The sequence below is a fragment of the Pseudomonas sp. FFPRI_1 genome (assembly GCF_055384485.1).
Genome location: NZ_AP029168.1, coordinates 2,438,433 through 2,456,598, shown reverse-complemented (window position 1 = coordinate 2,456,598; position 18,166 = coordinate 2,438,433). Strand labels below are relative to the sequence as shown.

Sequence of the window (18,166 nt, the reverse complement as noted above, 5' to 3'; positions counted from 1 at the left end):
CTGGAAAGCGGAAGCCGGTAATGCTAGCGGAGCAAGGGCGAAATTGCATCCGGCGCGCTCGTCTAATCTGTCTAAGCTGCATTTTGCAAAGGACTGATCGCCCGTTTGAACCATGGAGATCGTATGCGTTTGATGTGGGGCGCGCTGCTTGTGCTCAGTACCAGCCTGGAGGCTTCTGAGCCGCCTCTACGCTTTGTCGTCGCCGACAGCTGGGCCATGCCGACCATCGAGATCGAGAGTGACCAGCCCACCGACGGCATCCTCTACGACCTGATGATCAGCCTGGCCAGGCACCTGGGCGCGCCCCCTGAGTTTCATGTCCTGGCCCGGGCCCGAGTGCAGAACGCCATGGCCCAGGGCGAAGTCGACGTGCGCTGCTACGCCGCCCAGGCCTGGTTGCCAAACCTGTCCGGTGACTACCTGTGGAGCGTACCGCTGTTCAACCAGCGCAACCTGCTGGTGAGCAATCTCGAACACCCGCCGGGAATGGATCCCCAGGCCTTGACCGGCCAGCACATCGGCACCGTGCTCAGCTATACCTACACCGCCCTGCAACCACTGTTCGACAGCGCCCGGCTGATTCGCGACGACGCACGCAACGAGGAACAGGTGCTGCAAAAACTTCAGGTCGGCCGCTACCGCTACGCCATCGCCAGCCAATGGACCCTGGACTGGTTCAACCGCACCCAGGCCTCAGGCAAGCCGCTGTACAGCGTTGCGCTGGTGCAGGAGCAGGCGGTGGGCTGCTACGTGCGCAACGATCCGCAGGTACCGGCCCAGCGGATCCTGCGGACCCTGCTGCGGATGAAGATGTCCGGCGAGATCGATGCCATCGTCCAGCACTACATCACCCCCGACCCTCAGGATCCTGGCAGCGCCAGCCCCTGAACCTCAAGGCCGCACCATGACTGCGGCGGCTCGAACCCCTGCACCCAGCCCAGCACTGCGCTGGCCGGCATCGGCCGGGCAATGAAGTCCCCCTGGGCCACTTCACAGCCCAGGGCCATCAACCGCTCTCCATGGGCCAGGCTTTCCAGGCCTTCGGCCACTACCTGGCGGCCAAAGGCCTGGGCCAATCCCACCAGGGCCTGGATCAGTGCCTGATCATCCTCGTCGTGCAGCATGTCACGGACAAACAAGCGGTCGATCTTCAGGGTCTGGGTGCGCAAGCGCTTGAGGTAGCTGAGGGATGAATTGCCGGTGCCGAAATTTCCCAGGGAGAACTGCACGCCAAAGCCCTGGCAGGCATCGAGGCAATCGCTGACCCGCTGGATGTTGTCGATGGCCACCGACTCGACGATCTCCAGATCCAGCAGGGACGGCGATACATCCGGATAACGATCGAGCATGCCCTTGAGCCGTTCGACAAAGTCCCCGCGCTGAAAATGCCGGGCCGCGACATTCAGGCTAACAGGCCAGCCGTGCCCGGCCACCTGCCAGCATTGCAACTGGGTCATCACCTGGTCCATGACCCATTCGCCGATATCGACGATCAGGTCGGTCTCCTCCACCTGGGCCAGGAACTCCTGGGAGCCGAGCATTCCGCGCTGCGGATGCTGCCAGCGCAGCATCGCCTCGAACCCCACCACCGCCCCGCTGCGCATGTTGACCTTGGGCTGGAAGTACAGGTGCAGCTCACCGGCATTCAACGCCTGGCGCACCTGTTCGACGGTCTGGTAGGTGACCATCACCTCACGATCACGCAACACATCGAACAGGTGGAAACGATTGCGACCGCTCTGCTTGGCCACGTACATGGCCTGGTCGGCGTGGCGCAACAACGTATCGGCATCATGGTTGTCGGTGGGAAACAGGGTCACGCCAATGCTGGCAAACACACTGATGTCCATGCCCTGAATCGAGTAAGGCTGGGAAATGACGCCCAGGACTCGCTGCAGCGCCGCCCGCAACTCGAACATGTCCCGCACATAACGCAGGATCAGCACGAACTCGTCACCGGCCAGGCGTGCCACCACATCCTCGCCACGAATGATCGAACGCAGGCGCGCGGCCACCTCCACCAGCAGCAGGTCGCCACTGGCGTGCCCGTAGCCATCGTTGACCGCCTTGAAGCCGTCAAGGTCGAGCATGCACACGGCCAGGGGAATGTCTTCCTGGCGGGAGAACTCCAGGGCCTGGTGCAGCAGATCGGAGAGAAAGGCCCGGTTGGGCAGGCCGGTCAACACGTCATGCCCGACCCGCCACTGCAGCGAATGCAGCAACTGGCGCTTCTCGCTGACGTCAAAACGGATCGAGACGTAGCGCACCACCCGCCCCGAACGCTGGTCGACCAGCGGCACCATGGTGCTGTCGACCCAGTACAGGCTACCGTCCTTGGCGCGGTTACAGATCTCGCCTTTCCACACCCGTCCCTGGGTGATGGTCTGCCACAGCTCGACAAAGAATTCCGGCGGGTGCAGGCCGGAACTGAGCATCCGATGGTTGGCGCCGATCAGTTCCTCACGGCTGTAGCCGGAAACCTGGCAGAACAGATCATTGACATAGGTGATGCTGCCGCCGAGATCGGTCTCGGAGAAAATGGCGGCAGCATCGACGGCCCTGCGGTATTTCTCATCCATGAGTCGAACTCACTGTCGCTAGCGGTTGAACCGCTCGACCAGGGCCCGCAGCCCGGAAGAGATGTTTTCCAGCTCGGCGCCACGAACCACTCCGGCGCTGGCGTTCTCGGCAGTGCGCTGCACCGTGGCGGCGACACTGTTGATCTGTTCGGAAACCGATTCGGCGACGTGGGACTGCTCCTGGGAGGCTGCGGCCATCTGCTGGCTCATGTCGGTGATGCGCTCGACCGCAGCGCCAATGCCCTGCAAGGCCTGTTGCGCCTGCAGCACTTGCTGCACGCCCTGCTCCGCCTCCTCGATGCCGAGACTGGCGATCTGTACCGCTTCGTCGGCCCCGGCCCGCAGGCTCTGGATGATGCCCTGGATCTGCTGGGTCGACTCGCGTGTCTTGCCGGCCAGGGCTCGCACCTCGTCGGCGACCACGGCAAAGCCGCGTCCCTGCTCACCGGCCCGAGCCGCCTCGATGGCTGCGTTGAGGGCCAGCAAGTTGGTCTGGTCGGCGATCGCCTGGATCATGCTTGCCGCCACCATGATGTCCTGGGTCTGCCCGGCCAGGTCGCCCACCGCCTGGTTGATCTGGGTAACCGTGCGGGCCAGCAACTGGATCGCATCGCGCGATGTGCCCGCTACCTGACTGCCCTGCTGGGCCAGGAGATTGGCGGTATGGGCCTCGCTGGCGGTGTGCTGCACATGTTCGGCAACCTCGGTGATCGAGGCCGCCATCTGGGTCATGGCCGCAGCCGTCATGTCGGTTTCCGCGCGCTGCTCCAACAGGGCCGACTCGGTGCGGCTGGACAACTGGCTGGAGTCGGCCGCGGCCGTGGCCATCTGCCGGGCCAGGTCACTGAGGCGGGTCAAGGCGGTTTTCAGCCGCGCCTCCTCACTGATCAGGATCATCTGCAACTGCGCTGCCGGCCCCAGCGCATCACTGTAGGCCAGGGCACAGATCGGGTCGGCAAAGGTGTTGGGGGTGCTGCTGACGATTTGCTTGAGCTGTTGCCCCAGGCGCCGCTGGGCCAGCAGACCGCTCCCGACGAACGCCGCGACCGTCACCCCCTGCGCTACCAGCGTCGGCAGCCAGGTGAATGCCGCCAGACAACCCAGCGCCAAGGCCACCGGCAGCAGCAAGGGGCGGGCAACGGCTTCCACGCGGCGCCAGGCAGACACCGGCGCCTTGTCGGCACGCAACCGGGCATACAAGGCCTCGGCACGACTGACCTGCTGCCGCGTCGGCTTGACCCGGACCGACTCGTAGCCTACCAGCCGCCCGCTCTCGAGAATCGGCGTGACATACGCGCTGACCCAATAGAAGTTGCCGTTCTTGCAGCGGTTCTTCACGACCCCCATCCAGCTCTGGCCGGCCTTGAGGTAACCCCACATCGATTCGAACACCGCAGCGGGCATATCCGGATGACGCACCAGGTTGTGGGTGCTGCCGATCAACTCGGCCTGACTGAATCCGCTCATGGCGGCAAACTCGGCATTGCAATAGGTGATGTGACTATTGGTATCGGTGGCGGATATGAGCCGCTGCTGGTCGGGAAAGGTCTGCTCAACAGAGGTGACCGGCAAATTGAGACGCACTTTAGAACTCCATAGACAGCCTGCGATCAACAGATACCGGGAGACCGGTAATAGATTGATTCGCGATGTACTTTCCTGGCGGTACAACTCAATCGGTAAGTTCGCCCTGATTGCAGCCGTACAGCGGTTTGCGCGGCAGTTGACCATCGATTCGACGGAGATCAACTAGGATCAGATAAGGCGTCAGGTAGGGACGGCGGACGGCACGTTGGCGGGATTTACGAGACGTTCGAGCCTCTGCCAAGCCCCCGGTTTAGGTGAACAAGGGAAATGCAATGATTTCTTGTTTCATAAACCTGCCTTCTGAAACTAGATCACCAAATACCTGTCCGAAGCGCCGATTCTACGAAATGCATCACATTTTGCAAAGCAAGGTGATGAGATGTGGTGTTGTCTAATGCCAATATTTATCGTTAAGTTCTTGATTCTAAATGGGAATTGAGCGATGCAAATTTCAAGTTTGGGTGCAGCCATCAAGCGCTATCGAAAGGTAGCGGGGCTTACTCAGGCTGAACTAGGTGAAAAAACCGGTTTTGACCCAAAAACCATCAGCCGCTTCGAAACCGGCACCTACACCCCCAGCGTTGAAGCTCTATTTCTACTAGCCGAAGCACTGGGAGTGAAGCTGAAAGCCTTCTTTGCCGATCTGGGTGACGAAGAGGAACAGCGGGCTTATTTGTTCGGTGTCATTCACAAAGCCACCCCGAAGGATCTGGGAAAGCTGATAGCAGCGGTAGACCAGGCCTTGTCCAAGCCTTGAGCCCCGCAACACATCAACAAAAGAGGCACGCTTATCGCCCCCTGATAAACGGGCCTCTTTTCAATCTCCACTCCTGACAGGAACTGACAGACCCAGCGCATAAGCTGATGCCCTTCGCACAGCCCCAAGGAGCCTGGAGTCGTCATGATCACCCATACCTATTTCCTGCTTTACGTGGACAGCCCCGCCGTCAGTGCAGCCTTCTACAGCCGCCTGCTGGACAAGTCGCCGGTGGAATCATCGCAGACCTTCGCCCTGTTCATCCTCGATTCGGGCATCAAGCTCGGCCTGTGGTCCCGCCACACCGTGGAGCCCAGCGCCGCGGCAACCGGCGGTGGCGGCGAGCTGGGCTGGGCGGTGGACAGCCGCGAAGCCGTGGATGAACTGTACCGGCACTGGCAAGCCCTGGGTATGACCATTGCCCTGCCCCCCACCTTGATGGATTTCGGCTACACCCTGGTTGCCCTCGACCCGGACGGGCACCGCTTGCGCGTGCTGTACCTGAACCTCGACTGACCCGCCCACGGCGAAGTGGCGCTGCCCCCGCGCCCTTCCCGCAACGCTCCGCCCCTGGTCCTCGCCGGAAACAAAAAGAAACGTCTCATTGAGCCCAGGCGCGCTCATCGTTATCCTCCCCGCCAACTTGTCACAGAATGTAAGGGAATACGATGAAGTACCTGCGACTCCTGATGGCCATGGCCGTCCTCTGCGCCACCTCATTCCTGGCCCTGGCCGACGCACCGAGCGAGAACAAGGACGCCGAGGCCCAGAGCGCCGAACAGTTCCTTGCTTCGCTCTCGCCACGCCACGGCAAGGTCAAGCTGCCCGGAGACATCGCCAGCCTCGACCTGAGCAACGAGTTCTACTACCTCACCCCCAAAGATACCGAGAAGCTGCTGACCGAGGGCTGGGGCAACCCACCCGGTTTCACCACCCTGGGCATGATCGTGCCCAGCGCGGTCAGCCCGCTGTCCGCCGAAGGCTGGGGCGTAATCATCAGCTACAAGGATGACGGTCATATCTCCGACGATGACGCGGCGAAGATCGACTACAAGGAACTGCTCGAACAGATGCAGGAGGCGGACAAGGAAGACAATAAGCAGCGCAAGGAACAAGGCTACGGCGCCATCCACCTGCTGGGCTGGGCCGAACAGCCCAGCTACGACGCGCAATCCCACAAGATGTACTGGGCCCGCGAGCTCAAGGCCGAAGGCGCCGAGAGCAACACCCTGAACTACAGCATCCGCGTACTGGGCCGCGAAGGCGTGCTGGAACTCAATGCAGTTGCCTCCATGGATGACCTGCCGACCATTAAGCGCGAAATCCCCAAGGTCCTGGCCTTCACCAACTTCACCGACGGCAATCGCTACGCCGACTACAACCCGAGCACCGACAAGCTCGCCTCCTATGGACTCGCCGCCCTGGTGGCCGGCGGCATCGCCAGCAAGGCCGGGCTGTTCGCCAAGCTTGGGGTACTGCTCCTGGCCGGCAAGAAATTCATTGTCGTGGGCGTGCTCGCCCTCGCTGCGCTGATTGGCAGGCTGTTCAAGAAAAAAGGCTGATCCGCCCTGGCACAACGCCCCGCCCCGCGGGGCGTTGTCACGCGCAACCAGGCTACTCGCGCCCTCGAGTCTCCAGTGGCTTCACCCCTGGCGCGCTCGCAACGGTACGGCATTGCCGCCAACGCCCCTCGCCCTGCATCGCCATCACGCTGCCCAGTACCACTGCCGCCCCCAGCACCACGCTGGACTGCACCTGCTCTCCCAGCACCGTCGCGGCCAGCAGCATCGCCACTGGCGGAATCAGGTACATGGCGATCGACGCCCGACTGACTTCCACCCGTGCCAGGACATAGGCCCAGGCCAGGTACGCCAATGCACTGGGAAACAATCCCAGCAACAGCACCGCCAGATTGACCCGCCACGGAGCCAGCGCTACCGCCCGGGCCAACCCTGGCGCATAGACCGTCAACAACAGGGTGCCGCTCCAAACCATGTAGCAGACCGTGGTCAGCACCCCGTAGCGCCCGGAAAAACGCCGCTGCAACACGAAGTACAGCCCCCAGGAAAACGCCGCCAGCAATACCAGCAAGCCATGGACCTCGACCGCTCCCAGCCCCTGGTCACCCATCACCACGATCACTGCTCCCAGCATCCCCACTAGCACGCAGCCCCAGCGCCAACCGCTGACCGGTTCCTTGAGCCAGAAAAACGCAATCAGGGTGCTGAAGATCGGCGCCGACTGCGCCAGTACGCTGGACGCCCCGGCACTCAAGCCTTGCTGACCATAATTGAGGCTGACGTGATGCAGGGCTATGGCAAAAAAGCCCAGCACCAGCAACCCGGGCAGATCGCGCCAGCGCGGCAGGGCAATGTTCAACACCAGCGCCATTGCGCCCATGAACAGCGAGGCGATCAGAAAGCGCAGCAACGCCAGATGCCCGGGACTGTAGCCCTCCAGACCAATATGGATCCCCACCGGGGAATAGGCCCAGCACAGAATCACCGCAGCACTGGCCAGCACCAACTTGAACACGGGCGAGATCTTCACGACACAGGCATTCCCATAGAAAAGAGGAAAACCAGTGTCCCGCCCTCAACACCTCACTACAATTAACCGATACTGAGCCAATCACTCACTGGAACTGAGCAATGGAACTGGCCCAATTGAAGATGGTGAGAGCAGTGGCCCGCACCGGCAGCATTGCCCGTGCGGCCGAGCAATTGCACTGCGTTCCCTCCAACATCACCAACCGCCTCAAGCAGCTGGAAAGCGAGCTGGGCACAGTCCTGTTCAACCGCATCGGACGCGGCCTGAAGATCAGCCCCGCCGGCGAAATCTTCCTCGGCTACAGCGAACGCATCCTGGCCCTGGTGGACGAAGCCAAGCACGCAGTGGACGGCCAGGCCGAACCCAGCGGCCTGCTGCGCCTGGGCTCGATCGAATCCTGTGCGGGCGGGCGCTTGCCGCCGCTGCTGGCGCAATACCACCGGCGCTACCCAAACGTGAGTGTGGAACTGACAACCGGCACCTGGTCGCAACTCTTTGAAGAGTTGCAGCACCAACGCATCGACGGCGCCCTGGTGGCCATCGACCACCTGCCGGCGAAACTGCAACAGACCGTGCTCTATCGCGAGCCCCTGGTGCTGATTTCCAGCGCCACCAGCGCGCCGATCCGCACCCCCGGCGATCTGCAGGGACAGAACCTGTTCATGTGGCCCACAGGCTGCCCCTATCGCCGCGCCCTGGAAAACTGGCTGGCCAGGCATGAACTGAACCTGCCGATTACCGGATATGCCAGTTGGGGCACGATTATCGGCTGCGTCAGTGTTGGCGCCGGCGTCTCGCTGATTCCCCAAGGCGTGCTGGAGCGCTACTCACAGTCGGCCACACTGACCGTGCAGCGCTTCGACGATCTGCTGCCCGTGGACAACCGCTTTGTCTGGCATCGGGATGTCACGCGGCACAACGCAAGGGATGCATTTGCCCAGTTGCTGCGGGAAAAATGGGCGACCTGAGCGCAACCCATAGTGCAGCACACATAGAGCCGGCGCTTCAGCGCGATGCTCAAGCGCAGCAATGACCAGCGACGAAATTGCCGCGAGCAGCGGCTACGCCTCGGGGCTCACGCCTGGCAATGCGCTTTCGCCGTATCACCGACTGTCGCCCGAGGATTTGCAGGCGCTGACCTGGCGTCCGAGCAGGCACCTGTCACGGCCGATACCGGTCCAGCAGCGCCTGGATAAAGGGCGCCTTTTGCGCCAGGTACTCACCAATGCCCTGGCGGTTGCTGGCCTCAAGCTGCAGCTTCAAGTCCTGGTATTGCTGGCGAAGGCTATCGTCCTGGCACAACAGCTCGCGAAAACGCAGCATCCGCTCGATCTGCTCGTGCCCCTGGACACAGACATGCACCTTGTGGGTGCGTACGCCATCGACATCGCGCCGATAAAAGTGATGACCCGCCGAAAGATCCGAGCCCCGGACATAACCCAAGCCCATCATGAAGGCGATACGGGCAGTGACATCCCTGTGCTCGGACACCACCGCCAGAAGGTCGATTTCCGGCTTGGCCGCCAACCCGGGCACGGCCGTGCTGCCGACATGATGAATCGCCATGAGCTCGGCACCGAACCCCTTGGCTATGCGCTTTTTCTCGCTGATGAAGCCCTGGGGCCACTGATCGTCGTAGGGAGAAATCTTGCTGGTAAGCGCCATTACTGCTCCTTGCTGCGCATGGCAAATCAGGAAAGATCACGCATTCATCCATTCAACAACCGAGGGCGATGGCAGCAATGCTCCCTCACCCGGAAAGTCGTCGCCTTGGCAGGCATACAGGGATTCGTCACTGCGCTGCACGAAAGAAATGCGCGAACGACAAAAAACACGCAACCGGGAAAGGCTGCATGGCTGTGTAATGTGCGAATAACTTGAACACACTCGTCGAGGACCAACGAGGGGCGTTATGGAGGCAACCCCACCAGCCACACCCCGGCACACAATGTTCCCGCTGTGGCTGCTGCCTTCCGGCTCTGACCAGGTTCACGGGTAATCGTTGCGGGGGGACCGATGGGGTCACCATAACGACGCTCACCTGACGGCGAGCCGCGCCATTGTACCTATCTGAATCGAACTTACAACCGCTCGTTGCAGATTAAAAAATCTGATGAGCTTCAAGCACTTGGATCTTGCCTTGGGGGAGAACCCGGTGTGAGCCCGCGCGCGCGGGTAGCGAGTCGGCGGCAGGCGGATGACCGACCGGGAATGACGCCCAGTTGCGGCGACGCCAACCTGCCGCCGGATTCGGCAGCTCAGGACAAGAGCCACTACCGCGCCCAGCGCAGGTTGCGCCAACAGCTCCCCGGGCAACGCCAACCCGGTCAGTCCAGAGACAGCACTTCGTCGGCCCGGCCACCTTCCTGCTGGATCACCAGGTGAATGAAATGCAGCTTGGCAATCACCGGCGGCGACAGGATGAAGGGGTAGAAATCCGCTTGGCCCATGCTCCGCGACAGCTCATTGAGCATGCCAGCCAGCTCGATCCAGGCATTGACGAAAGCCAGGAACGCCAAGCCGCCCGGATGTTGCGGATCGTACAGGGCACTCAAGGGGAACTGCTGGTAGTCGAGGTCCACGTCCCGGGCACTCAGACCGAACCCCAGGGCAGTGTCCACCGCGTCCATCATGTGCAGGTAGTGAGCCCAGGTTTCCGCCCAATCTTCCCAGGGATGCATAGTGGCGTAGGCACTGACATGGCTCTGCTGCCAACCGTTCGGCGCACCTTTCTGGTAATGCCGGTCCAAGGCTTCGGCATAACTGTAGCGCTCGTCTCCGAACAGGCCGCGAAAGGGCTCCAGCCAGGCGCTGCGGGCAATCAGCCGATCCCAGTAGTAGTGCCCCACCTCATGGCGAAAGTGCCCGAGCAGGGTACGGTAAGGCTCGTGCATCTGCGCCCGCACCCCTTCACGGTGAGCGTCATCGGCCTCCTTGATGTCCAGGGTGATCAAGCCCTTGGCATGCCCAGTGGTGGGCGCCCTGCCCTGCAGGTCGGCGCCGATGAAATCAAAGGCCAGCCCCCGCTCTTCATCTTCGCTTTTGGGAACCATCTGCAACCCGAGGGCGAACAGCTGCGCCACCAGGCGGCGCTTGGCGATCTCGACCTTGCGCCAGCGCTCCGGGTTTTCGGGAACAGACAAGTCGGGAATGGTGCGATTGAGGCGACAAGCCACACACAGGGTGCCGGCCAAGTGTGCCGGCAGCAGCCAATTACAGGCGGCGGGAGTGTTGAGGTTGGCGCAACGCTTGAAGGCCTCGCCCTTCGGTGCGGCATCCAGTATCCAAGTATCGAAGACCGGCCCCGGTTGCAGGGAAGACAGGCAGCCCGACTGCGGCTCATAGCCCACCAGGGCCGAGCAGGCCAGGCACTGGCTGTTGCGAAAGAACAGCGACTGCCCGCAACGGCACGAGCAGACTCTGCTGTTGCGTGAACGATCAGCGACGAAAGGTGCGGCAATCCGCGAACTGAGCTGCTCGAAGAAACGGTGCATGTCGAACTCCCCCTGAAGCTTGCCAAGACTAGATCATCCTGGCCGCTCCAGCGTTCCCCAGACCTTGCCGAAACTCGCTTGCCGGTAGATGAACCGACAAGCGCGTCCCTGCGGATCAGCCGGAAATGGAAACACCGTGCTTGTCGAGAAAGGCGACGAATGCCTCTTCGTCCAGCACCTTCAGGCCCAGCTCACTGGCCTTGGCCAGCTTGGAGCCCGCACCGGGGCCGGCCACAACGCAATGGGTCTTGGCCGAGACGGAACCGGCCACCTTGGCTCCCAGGCTTTCCAGTTTCTCCTTGGCCACATCGCGACTCATCAGTTCCAGGGAGCCGGTGAGCACCCAGGTCTGGCCCGCCAATGGCAAGCCCTCGACCACTTTCTTCGCGCTGTGCCAGTGCATGCCGAAGTCCAGCAACTGTTGCTCGATCGCCTGAGCCAACTGGGCATTGGCCGGATTGTCGAAGAACTCGCGCACCGCCTTGGCCTGTTTCTCCGGCAAGGCCTGACGCATGTCCAGCCAGTCGGCAGCAATCACACCCTGCAGGGAGCCAAACTTGTCCGCCAGCTTCTGCGCTGCGCCGGGCCCTACGGAAGGAATACCAAGCTTGTCGAGCATGCCGCCCAGGGTCGTGCTGGCGGAGAACTCCGCCCCCAGTTCGCCCTGGTCCTGCAACACCAGGCCGCATTGATCCTCGGCCAGCAAGGCGCCGATCACTTCCTGGTTATGGCCGTCTTCGAAAAAGCTGTGGATCTCGTGGGCCACTTCAAGGCCCACGTCCGGCAGATAGGTCAGCACCTGGGGCAGTGCCTGCTGAACCCGCGCCAGTGTTCCCAGGGAGCGCGCCAGAACCTTGGCAGTCTCTTCGCCGACATCGGGAATGCCCAGGGCATAGATGAACCGCGCCAGGGCCGGACGCTTGCTGTCCTCGATGGCCTTGAGCAGCTTGTTGCTGGAAACCTCGGCAAACCCCTCCAGATCGATGATCTGCTCGTACTTGAGCCGATAGAGATCCGCCGGGGAGGCGATGAGCTTTTCGTCCACCAGTTGTTCGATGGTCTTGTCTCCCAGGCCTTCAATGTCCATGGCGCGCCGGGAAACGAAGTGGATGATCGCCTGCTTGAGCTGGGCCCCACAGGCCAGGCGGCCCACACAGCGATACACCGCGCCTTCACTGAGGGTTTCGCGGCCCTTGCTGCGCTTGACCAACTGAGTGCGCTCGACGTGAGAACCACAAACCGGACAGTTTTCGGGAATCTGCACCGCGCGGGCACTCTCCGGGCGGCGCTCGGCAACCACCTGCACCACTTGCGGAATCACATCCCCGGCACGCCGGATGATCACCGTGTCACCGATCATCAGCCCCAGGCGCGCCACTTCATCCATGTTGTGCAAGGTGGCGTTGGACACCGTCACCCCGGCCACCTTGACCGGCTTCAGACGCGCCACGGGGGTCACGGCCCCCGTGCGGCCCACCTGGAACTCCACGTCCAGCAGCTCGGTGAGCTCTTCCATGGCCGGGAACTTGTGGGCAATCGCCCAGCGCGGCTCCCGGGCCCGAAAGCCCAGCTCCCGCTGGGAGGCGATGCTGTTGACCTTGAACACCACCCCGTCGATTTCATACGGCAGTGCATTGCGGCGTTCGCCGATCTCGCGGTAGTAGTCCAGGCATTCATCGATACCCCTGGCCAACCGCAACTCGCGACTGATGGGCATGCCCCACTGCTTCAACTGCTCGAGATTGCCGACATGGGTGTCGGCAATCTCTGCGCTGACCTGGCCCAGCCCGTAGCAACAGAACTCCAGCGGCCGGCTGGCGGTGATCTTCGAATCCAGCTGGCGCAGGCTGCCTGCCGCAGCGTTGCGCGGGTTGGCGAAGGTCTTGCCACCCGACTCCAGCTGCGCGGCGTTCAAGCGCTCGAAACCGGCCTTGGACATGAACACTTCGCCGCGCACTTCCATGGTCGCCGGCCAGCCATTGCCTTGCAGCTTGAGGGGAATGTTGCGCACGGTGCGCACGTTGACGCTGATGTCTTCACCGGTGGTGCCGTCCCCACGGGTGGCGCCGCGCACCAGCACGCCATCCTGATACAGCAGGCTGACCGCCAGGCCATCGAGCTTGGGTTCGCAGCTGTACTCCACCGCCGCGCCACCACCGAACAGGTCGCCGGCCGGCAGGTCCAGGCCTTCGCTGACCCGGCGATCGAACTCGCGCATGTCGACTTCTTCAAAGGCGTTGCCCAGGCTGAGCATGGGGATCTCATGCCGAACCTGGGTGAAGGCCGAGAGCGCCGCACTGCCAACCCGCTGGGTCGGCGAATCGCTGGTCACCAGTTCTGGATGCTCGGCTTCCAGAGCTTTGAGCTCGTGGTACAAGCGGTCGTACTCCACGTCAGGAATGCTCGGCTCATCGAGTACGTGGTAGCGGTAGTTGTGCTGGTCCAGCTCGGCGCGCAGCTCAAGAATGCGGGTTTCGGCGGCGGTCATGGGGTTCTCTCATAAAGCAAAAGAGCAGCCTAGGCTGCTCGATCTGAAGATGGGGGCAAAGACTTCGCTAATGAACCGGCCCCTACTGGAGGGGCCGGCTGTTGAAGCTTAGCGCTTCTGGGTCAGGGCGCGGCGCTCGAATTCGACAATGCGCTGGCGGTAATGCTCGATGGTCTGGGCGGTCAGCACGCTGCGCTGGTCGTCCTTGAGTTCACCATTGAGTTCCTGGGACAGCTTGCGCGCCGCGGCCACCATCACGTCGAAGGCCTGCTTCGGATGACGCGGGCCCGGCAGGCCGAGGAAGAAGCTCACGGCCGGCGTGCTGAAATGGTCGATGTCATCAAGATCGAACACCCCAGGCTTGACCGCGTTGGCCATGGAGAACAGCACTTCGCCGTTGCCGGCCATGCTTTCGTGGCGGTGGAAAATATCCATCTCGCCAAAACGCAGGCCGCTTTCAAGAATGTTCTGCAACAGCGCCGGGCCCTTGAAGCCCGCAGCGTCGCGACAGATCACACTGATCACCAGCACTTCTTCAGCTTGCGGTTGTTCCTTGTCGCCATGCGCTGCGGACTTGCCTTCGTCAGCCGGGAAGTCATCGTCACGGCTGCTGAAGCTCGGGCCGCTGTCCAGATCCAGGTCCAGGTTGAGGTCGCCTTGGTGCGGTTCGCCACCACGCTTGCCGCGCTTGGAAGAGCCTTCTCGTGGCTCACGCGCGGGCATGCTCACCGACGGCAGGTCATGCTCGTCCAGTTGCGGCTCTTTATGGGTATCCAGCACTCGTGGCGGACCCAGCAATTCGGCACCGCCGTTTTCATCGTCAGGCAGATTGGAAAGACTTCGATCAAGACGGAATTTCAACTTCCCCTTGCCGCCGCGCATACGCCGCCAGCCATCAAAAAGAATACCGGCGATAACAATGATGCCGATGACGATCAGCCACTCGCGCAGACCGATTTCCATGTAATCCCGTGCCTCTATAAAAAATGCTGAAAAATAAGGGGTTTACAATCTGCAAACCGCTTTAAAACGTGGCGCCAACTCTATGTTCTGAATGGCGTTTTGCCCACGCATAGGAAAAATTGACATTAAACTAGCACGACCAAAGGCAACTTTACACCGTCTGTCGCAATGCCTAGGGCCAATATATCGATTGGCCCACCTGACAATGGGGAAAATCCCCCGACTTGCCCCCAACAGTCGCCTCAGTCGCCCTGGACTCAGGCATCCACCATCGCCATCGCCTCCTCGACATCCACTGCCACCAGGCGCGAACAACCGGGCTCATGCATCGTCACGCCCATCAACTGATCAGCCATTTCCATGGCGATCTTGTTGTGGGTGATATAGATGAACTGCACCGTCTGCGACATCTCTTTAACCAACCGGGCATAGCGTCCAACGTTAGCGTCATCCAGCGGTGCGTCAACTTCGTCAAGCATGCAGAACGGCGCCGGATTCAATTTGAAGATGGCAAACACCAAGGCCAGTGCGGTCAATGCTTTCTCACCACCGGAAAGCAAATGAATGGTGCTGTTCTTCTTCCCCGGAGGACGCGCCATGATCGTCACCCCTGTATCGAGTAAATCTTCGCCCGTCAGTTCCAAATAAGCGCTGCCGCCACCGAAAACTTTTGGAAAGAGTGCCTGCAAACCGCCGTTAATCTGATCAAAGGTATCCTTGAATCGATTACGGGTTTCCTTGTCGATCTTGCGAATCACGTTTTCCAGGGTTTCCAGAGCCTCCACCAGATCCGCATCCTGGGCATCCAGATAACGCTTGCGCTCGGACTGCTGCTGGTACTCGTCGATGGCCGCCAGGTTGATCGCACCCAAGCGCTGGATCCGCGCAGCAATACGCTCCAGCTCCTCTTCGGCGGCCTGCTCGCTGGCCTCCCCGGTCAGCGTTGCCAGCACTCCGTCGAGATCGTAACCATCGGCCAGCAACTGCTCCTGCAGAGTCTTGCGGCGCACGCTCAGGGCCTGCCACTCCATGCGCTGCTGCTCGAGCTGACCGCGGATCAACTGCGACTGCTGTTCGGCCTGGCTACGGCGCTTCTCGGCATCACGCAGCTCCCGGTCGGCATCCTCCATGGCGATTTGCGCGGTCTTGAGCTCGACGTCCACGGTCATGCGTTTTTCCAGCAGCTCTTCAAGCTTGAGACGCAATTCCTCCAGCGGCGCCTCGCCCTCCTCCAGGTTGAGGTTGAGCTGTTCGCGCTTCTCGGTCAGGCGCTCGGACTGCTGCTCCAGGCGCTCCAGGGCCTGCCGGGTGGAGTCATGCTGGGCCTTGAGCGAGCCCATGCGCACTGCCAACTGATGTGCATGGTCCTTGTGCTGGCGCGCCTCCTGGCGCACCCGGTCCAGGCGCTCGCGCAGGCTGTCACGCTGGGCCAGCAGCAGCTCACGCTGCTCGGTATCCAGCGCCATGCTGTCGAGGGCGTCCTGCAACTGCAGGCGCGCCTCGCCAATCTGTTCGTGTTCCAGCTCACGCTGCTCGCCAAGCTCCACCAGCTCTTCATCGAGACGGGTGCGCCGCAGGCTCAACTGTTCGGCCTTGGCCTTGCCGGCAGACAGCCGGGCTTTCAACTCACCCTGCTGGCGAGCCTCGTCCTGCAGCAGACGGCGCAGATGTTCGCGACCGTTCTCCTGCTGGCGCTGCTGGGCCCGCAAGTTGAGCAGTTGGCTTTCCAGGGCCTCGACACGGGCTTCGAGCTCATCGCGCTCCAGGGTCAATTGCTGGATTTCCTGCCCCCGCGCCAACACGCCACTTTCCGCTTCACTGGCGCGGCGCACCCGCAGAAAATGCCGGCCCACCCAGTACCCATCGCGGCTGATCAGGCTCTGTCCAGATGCCAGTTGCCCACGCAGGGCCAGGGCCTGCTCGAGGTTTTCCACCGGCTTGACCTGCCCCAGCCAGGGCGACAGATCCACTGCGGATTGCACCTTGTCCAACAAGCTCCCGGGCATGCGCGACGCATCCCCCTGCAGGCTCAGCAAACGCAGGTCACCCTGCTGGAAGCCCGCCAGGTCGATGCCGGCAAAATCATCCACCAGCACCGCCTGCAGATCGGCGCCGAGCACGGTTTCCACCGCCAACTCCCACCCCGCTTCCACGTGCATGCCATCGGCCAGACGCGGACGCTCGGCCAACTGCTGATCACGCAACCATTCGGCGGTGCCGGTGCCAGGATCCAGCGCGGCCTGCTGCAAGGCTTCCAGGGAGGCCAGCCGGCCGTTGAGCCGCTGCAATTCACCCTGGGCCTGCTGCTGCGCCTGGGTCGCCTGCTGCAATTGCTGGCGCAGTTGCTCCAGGCGCTCGACCTGGGACTCCTCACTGGCCTGCAGGTCTTCCAGGGTCGCCTCGCTGGCGGACAGTTGTTCATTGAGTTCGAGAATCGCCGCATCTTCCGGATCGGCCGAGAGCAGCTCGCGCTCCTCCCCCAGACGCCGCTGGCGCTCGGACAGCCGCTCCATGCTGCCTTCGAGCTGCTGGATCCGCGACTGCTGCACTTCCGCCTGGCGCCGCGGTTCGGCGGAACTCAGGTTGAAGGCGTCCCACTGCTCTTGCCAGCCGTGCATGGTGGTTTCAGCGTCTTCCAGGGTCGCGGCGGCTTCCTCGGCAGCGGCGGCGGTGACTTCCTGCTCGGGCTCGAGCATCGCCAGCTCTTCCCCCAGGGTCGCCAACAAGGTGCGGTCGTGGCCCAGGTGCGATTCGGTTTCCAGGCGCGCGCGCTCGGCTTCCTTGAGGTCATCCTGCAACTGGCGCAAGCGCTGCTGGCCGTGCTGAATGCTCTGCTCGACCCGGGCGATATCGCCGCCCACCGAGTAGAAGCGCCCCTGCACCAGATTGAAGCGCTCGGACAGTTCGTGGTGGCCGTCGCGAAAGCGCTCGATGGCCGCGTCGGCATTGCGCTGCTCGGCCACCAGGGCCTCGAAGCTGACTTCCTGGCTGCCGATCACCGACTCGCGCTGGCCGACCTGTTCATTCAATGCCTGCCAACGCAGGGCCGACAGTTGCGCCTTGAGCTGACGCTCCTCGGCCTTGTATTCCTGATACTTCTCGGCGGCCTGGGCCTGGCGGTGCAGGCGTTCGAGCTGGCGCTCCAGTTCTTCGCGCAGGTCGGTCAGGCGCGCCAAGTTTTCGTGGGTGCGGCGGATGCGGTTTTCCGTCTCGCGCCGGCGCTCCTTGTACTTGGAGATGCCTGCCGCTTCCTCGATGAAGTTGCGCAAATCCTCGGGCTTGGCCTCGATCAGCTTGGAGATCATGCCCTGCTCGATGATCGAGTAGCTGCGCGGCCCCAGGCCGGTACCCAGGAAGATATCGGTGATATCCCGCCGGCGGCACTTGGCGCCGTTGAGGAAATAGCTGTTCTGGCTGTCGCGGGTCACCTTGCGGCGGATGGAGATTTCCGCATAGGCGGCGTACTCGCCCACCAGGGTGCCGTCGGAGTTGTCGAACACCAGTTCGATGCTGGCCTGGCTCACGGGCTTGCGGCTGGTGGAGCCATTGAAGATGACGTCGGTCATCGACTCGCCGCGCAGGTTTTTCGCCGAGCTTTCGCCCATAACCCAGCGCACGGCGTCGATGATGTTCGACTTGCCGCAGCCATTGGGCCCGACCACCGCCGCCATGTTACTGGGGAAGTTCACCGTGGTCGGATCGACGAAGGACTTGAACCCCGCCAGCTTGATGCACTTGAGTCGCACGT

Annotated in this window: 13 protein-coding genes, 1 other RNA gene and 1 pseudogene; 5 read left to right on the top strand and 10 right to left on the bottom strand. The window is 62.2% G+C overall.

Annotated features, from left to right (window positions below; all coding sequences use genetic code 11):
* Positions 1 to 123 precede the first annotated feature (123 nt).
* The gene (locus ACZ5BO_RS11135) at positions 124 to 888 is read left to right on the top strand and encodes a substrate-binding periplasmic protein (RefSeq protein WP_464699715.1); all 765 of its coding nucleotides are present in this window, start codon (positions 124 to 126) and stop codon (positions 886 to 888) included.
* Here the strand turns inward: ACZ5BO_RS11135 and ACZ5BO_RS11130 are convergent.
* From ACZ5BO_RS11130 to ACZ5BO_RS11120, 3 genes and pseudogenes are all read right to left on the bottom strand, one after another.
* A complete protein-coding gene (locus ACZ5BO_RS11130; RefSeq protein ID WP_025128806.1) occupies positions 861 to 2,579 on the bottom strand; it encodes a putative bifunctional diguanylate cyclase/phosphodiesterase in 1,719 nt (572 codons plus the stop codon). The genes ACZ5BO_RS11135 and ACZ5BO_RS11130 overlap by 28 nt on opposite strands.
* An 18-nt stretch (positions 2,580 to 2,597) precedes the next feature.
* The gene (locus tag ACZ5BO_RS11125; protein WP_464701226.1) at positions 2,598 to 3,707 is read right to left on the bottom strand and encodes a methyl-accepting chemotaxis protein; all 1,110 of its coding nucleotides are present in this window, start codon (positions 3,705 to 3,707) and stop codon (positions 2,598 to 2,600) included.
* 174 nt (positions 3,708 to 3,881) lie between these two features.
* A pseudogene (locus ACZ5BO_RS11120) lies at positions 3,882 to 4,310 on the bottom strand (PAS domain-containing protein); the annotation flags it as partial.
* 298 nt (positions 4,311 to 4,608) lie between these two features.
* Here ACZ5BO_RS11120 and ACZ5BO_RS11115 point away from each other — a divergent pair.
* From ACZ5BO_RS11115 to ACZ5BO_RS11105, 3 genes are all read left to right on the top strand, one after another.
* Positions 4,609 to 4,923, top strand: coding sequence for a helix-turn-helix domain-containing protein (locus ACZ5BO_RS11115; protein ID WP_025128804.1), 315 nt, complete (start codon positions 4,609 to 4,611; stop codon positions 4,921 to 4,923).
* A 144-nt stretch (positions 4,924 to 5,067) separates the two neighbouring features.
* Complete coding sequence (locus ACZ5BO_RS11110) at positions 5,068 to 5,439, top strand: VOC family protein (protein ID WP_464699712.1); 372 nt, start codon at positions 5,068 to 5,070, stop codon at positions 5,437 to 5,439.
* Between the two features lie 152 nt (positions 5,440 to 5,591).
* The gene (locus ACZ5BO_RS11105) at positions 5,592 to 6,485 is read left to right on the top strand and encodes a DUF2167 domain-containing protein (protein ID WP_464699710.1); all 894 of its coding nucleotides are present in this window, start codon (positions 5,592 to 5,594) and stop codon (positions 6,483 to 6,485) included.
* Positions 6,486 to 6,537: 52 nt separating this feature from the next.
* Here the strand turns inward: ACZ5BO_RS11105 and ACZ5BO_RS11100 are convergent, their stop codons facing one another.
* Complete coding sequence (locus tag ACZ5BO_RS11100) at positions 6,538 to 7,473, bottom strand: DMT family transporter (RefSeq protein ID WP_025128801.1); 936 nt, start codon at positions 7,471 to 7,473, stop codon at positions 6,538 to 6,540.
* 101 nt (positions 7,474 to 7,574) lie between these two features.
* Here ACZ5BO_RS11100 and ACZ5BO_RS11095 point away from each other — a divergent pair, with 101 nt between their 5' ends.
* Positions 7,575 to 8,441 (top strand): LysR family transcriptional regulator, encoded by an 867-nt coding sequence (locus ACZ5BO_RS11095; RefSeq protein WP_464699708.1) that lies wholly within the window; start codon positions 7,575 to 7,577, stop codon positions 8,439 to 8,441.
* Between the two features lie 193 nt (positions 8,442 to 8,634).
* On the opposite strand, the gene ACZ5BO_RS11090 is transcribed toward ACZ5BO_RS11095, so the two are convergent.
* From ACZ5BO_RS11090 to smc, 6 genes are all read right to left on the bottom strand, one after another.
* Positions 8,635 to 9,138: a GrpB family protein gene (locus ACZ5BO_RS11090; protein ID WP_025128799.1), complete on the bottom strand. Its 504-nt coding sequence runs from the start codon at positions 9,136 to 9,138 to the stop codon at positions 8,635 to 8,637.
* Between the two features lie 257 nt (positions 9,139 to 9,395).
* Positions 9,396 to 9,492, bottom strand: an RNA gene (gene ffs / locus ACZ5BO_RS11085) — signal recognition particle sRNA small type.
* Positions 9,493 to 9,800: 308 nt separating this feature from the next.
* A complete protein-coding gene (locus tag ACZ5BO_RS11080; RefSeq protein ID WP_464699706.1) occupies positions 9,801 to 10,967 on the bottom strand; it encodes a zinc-binding metallopeptidase family protein in 1,167 nt (388 codons plus the stop codon).
* Positions 10,968 to 11,082: 115 nt separating this feature from the next.
* Positions 11,083 to 13,455 (bottom strand): NAD-dependent DNA ligase LigA, encoded by a 2,373-nt coding sequence (ligA, locus tag ACZ5BO_RS11075; protein ID WP_464699704.1) that lies wholly within the window; start codon positions 13,453 to 13,455, stop codon positions 11,083 to 11,085.
* A gap of 108 nt (positions 13,456 to 13,563) precedes the next feature.
* On the bottom strand, positions 13,564 to 14,418 hold the full coding sequence (gene zipA / locus ACZ5BO_RS11070) for a cell division protein ZipA (protein WP_464699702.1): 855 nt from the start codon (positions 14,416 to 14,418) through the stop codon (positions 13,564 to 13,566).
* Positions 14,419 to 14,675: 257 nt separating this feature from the next.
* Positions 14,676 to 18,164 carry a chromosome segregation protein SMC gene (gene smc / locus ACZ5BO_RS11065; RefSeq protein ID WP_464699700.1) on the bottom strand — a complete coding sequence of 1,163 codons (3,489 nt, stop codon included), beginning with the start codon at positions 18,162 to 18,164 and terminating at the stop codon, positions 14,676 to 14,678.
* Between the last annotated feature and the right edge of the window lie 2 nt (positions 18,165 to 18,166).

Bases quoted from the DNA above. Each gene is read 5' to 3' on its own strand.
- ACZ5BO_RS11135 (WP_464699715.1), top strand. From the start codon at position 124: ATGCGTTTGATGTGGGGCGCGCTGCTTGTGCTCAGTACCAGCCTGGAG.
- ACZ5BO_RS11130 (WP_025128806.1), bottom strand. From the start codon at position 2,579: ATGGATGAGAAATACCGCAGGGCCGTCGATGCTGCCGCCATTTTCTCC.
- ACZ5BO_RS11115 (WP_025128804.1), top strand. From the start codon at position 4,609: ATGCAAATTTCAAGTTTGGGTGCAGCCATCAAGCGCTATCGAAAGGTA.
- ACZ5BO_RS11110 (WP_464699712.1), top strand. From the start codon at position 5,068: ATGATCACCCATACCTATTTCCTGCTTTACGTGGACAGCCCCGCCGTC.
- ACZ5BO_RS11105 (WP_464699710.1), top strand. From the start codon at position 5,592: ATGAAGTACCTGCGACTCCTGATGGCCATGGCCGTCCTCTGCGCCACC.
- ACZ5BO_RS11095 (WP_464699708.1), top strand. From the start codon at position 7,575: ATGGAACTGGCCCAATTGAAGATGGTGAGAGCAGTGGCCCGCACCGGC.
- ACZ5BO_RS11090 (WP_025128799.1), bottom strand. From the start codon at position 9,138: ATGGCGCTTACCAGCAAGATTTCTCCCTACGACGATCAGTGGCCCCAG.
- ACZ5BO_RS11080 (WP_464699706.1), bottom strand. From the start codon at position 10,967: ATGCACCGTTTCTTCGAGCAGCTCAGTTCGCGGATTGCCGCACCTTTC.
- ligA (WP_464699704.1), bottom strand. From the start codon at position 13,455: ATGACCGCCGCCGAAACCCGCATTCTTGAGCTGCGCGCCGAGCTGGAC.
- zipA (WP_464699702.1), bottom strand. From the start codon at position 14,418: ATGGAAATCGGTCTGCGCGAGTGGCTGATCGTCATCGGCATCATTGTT.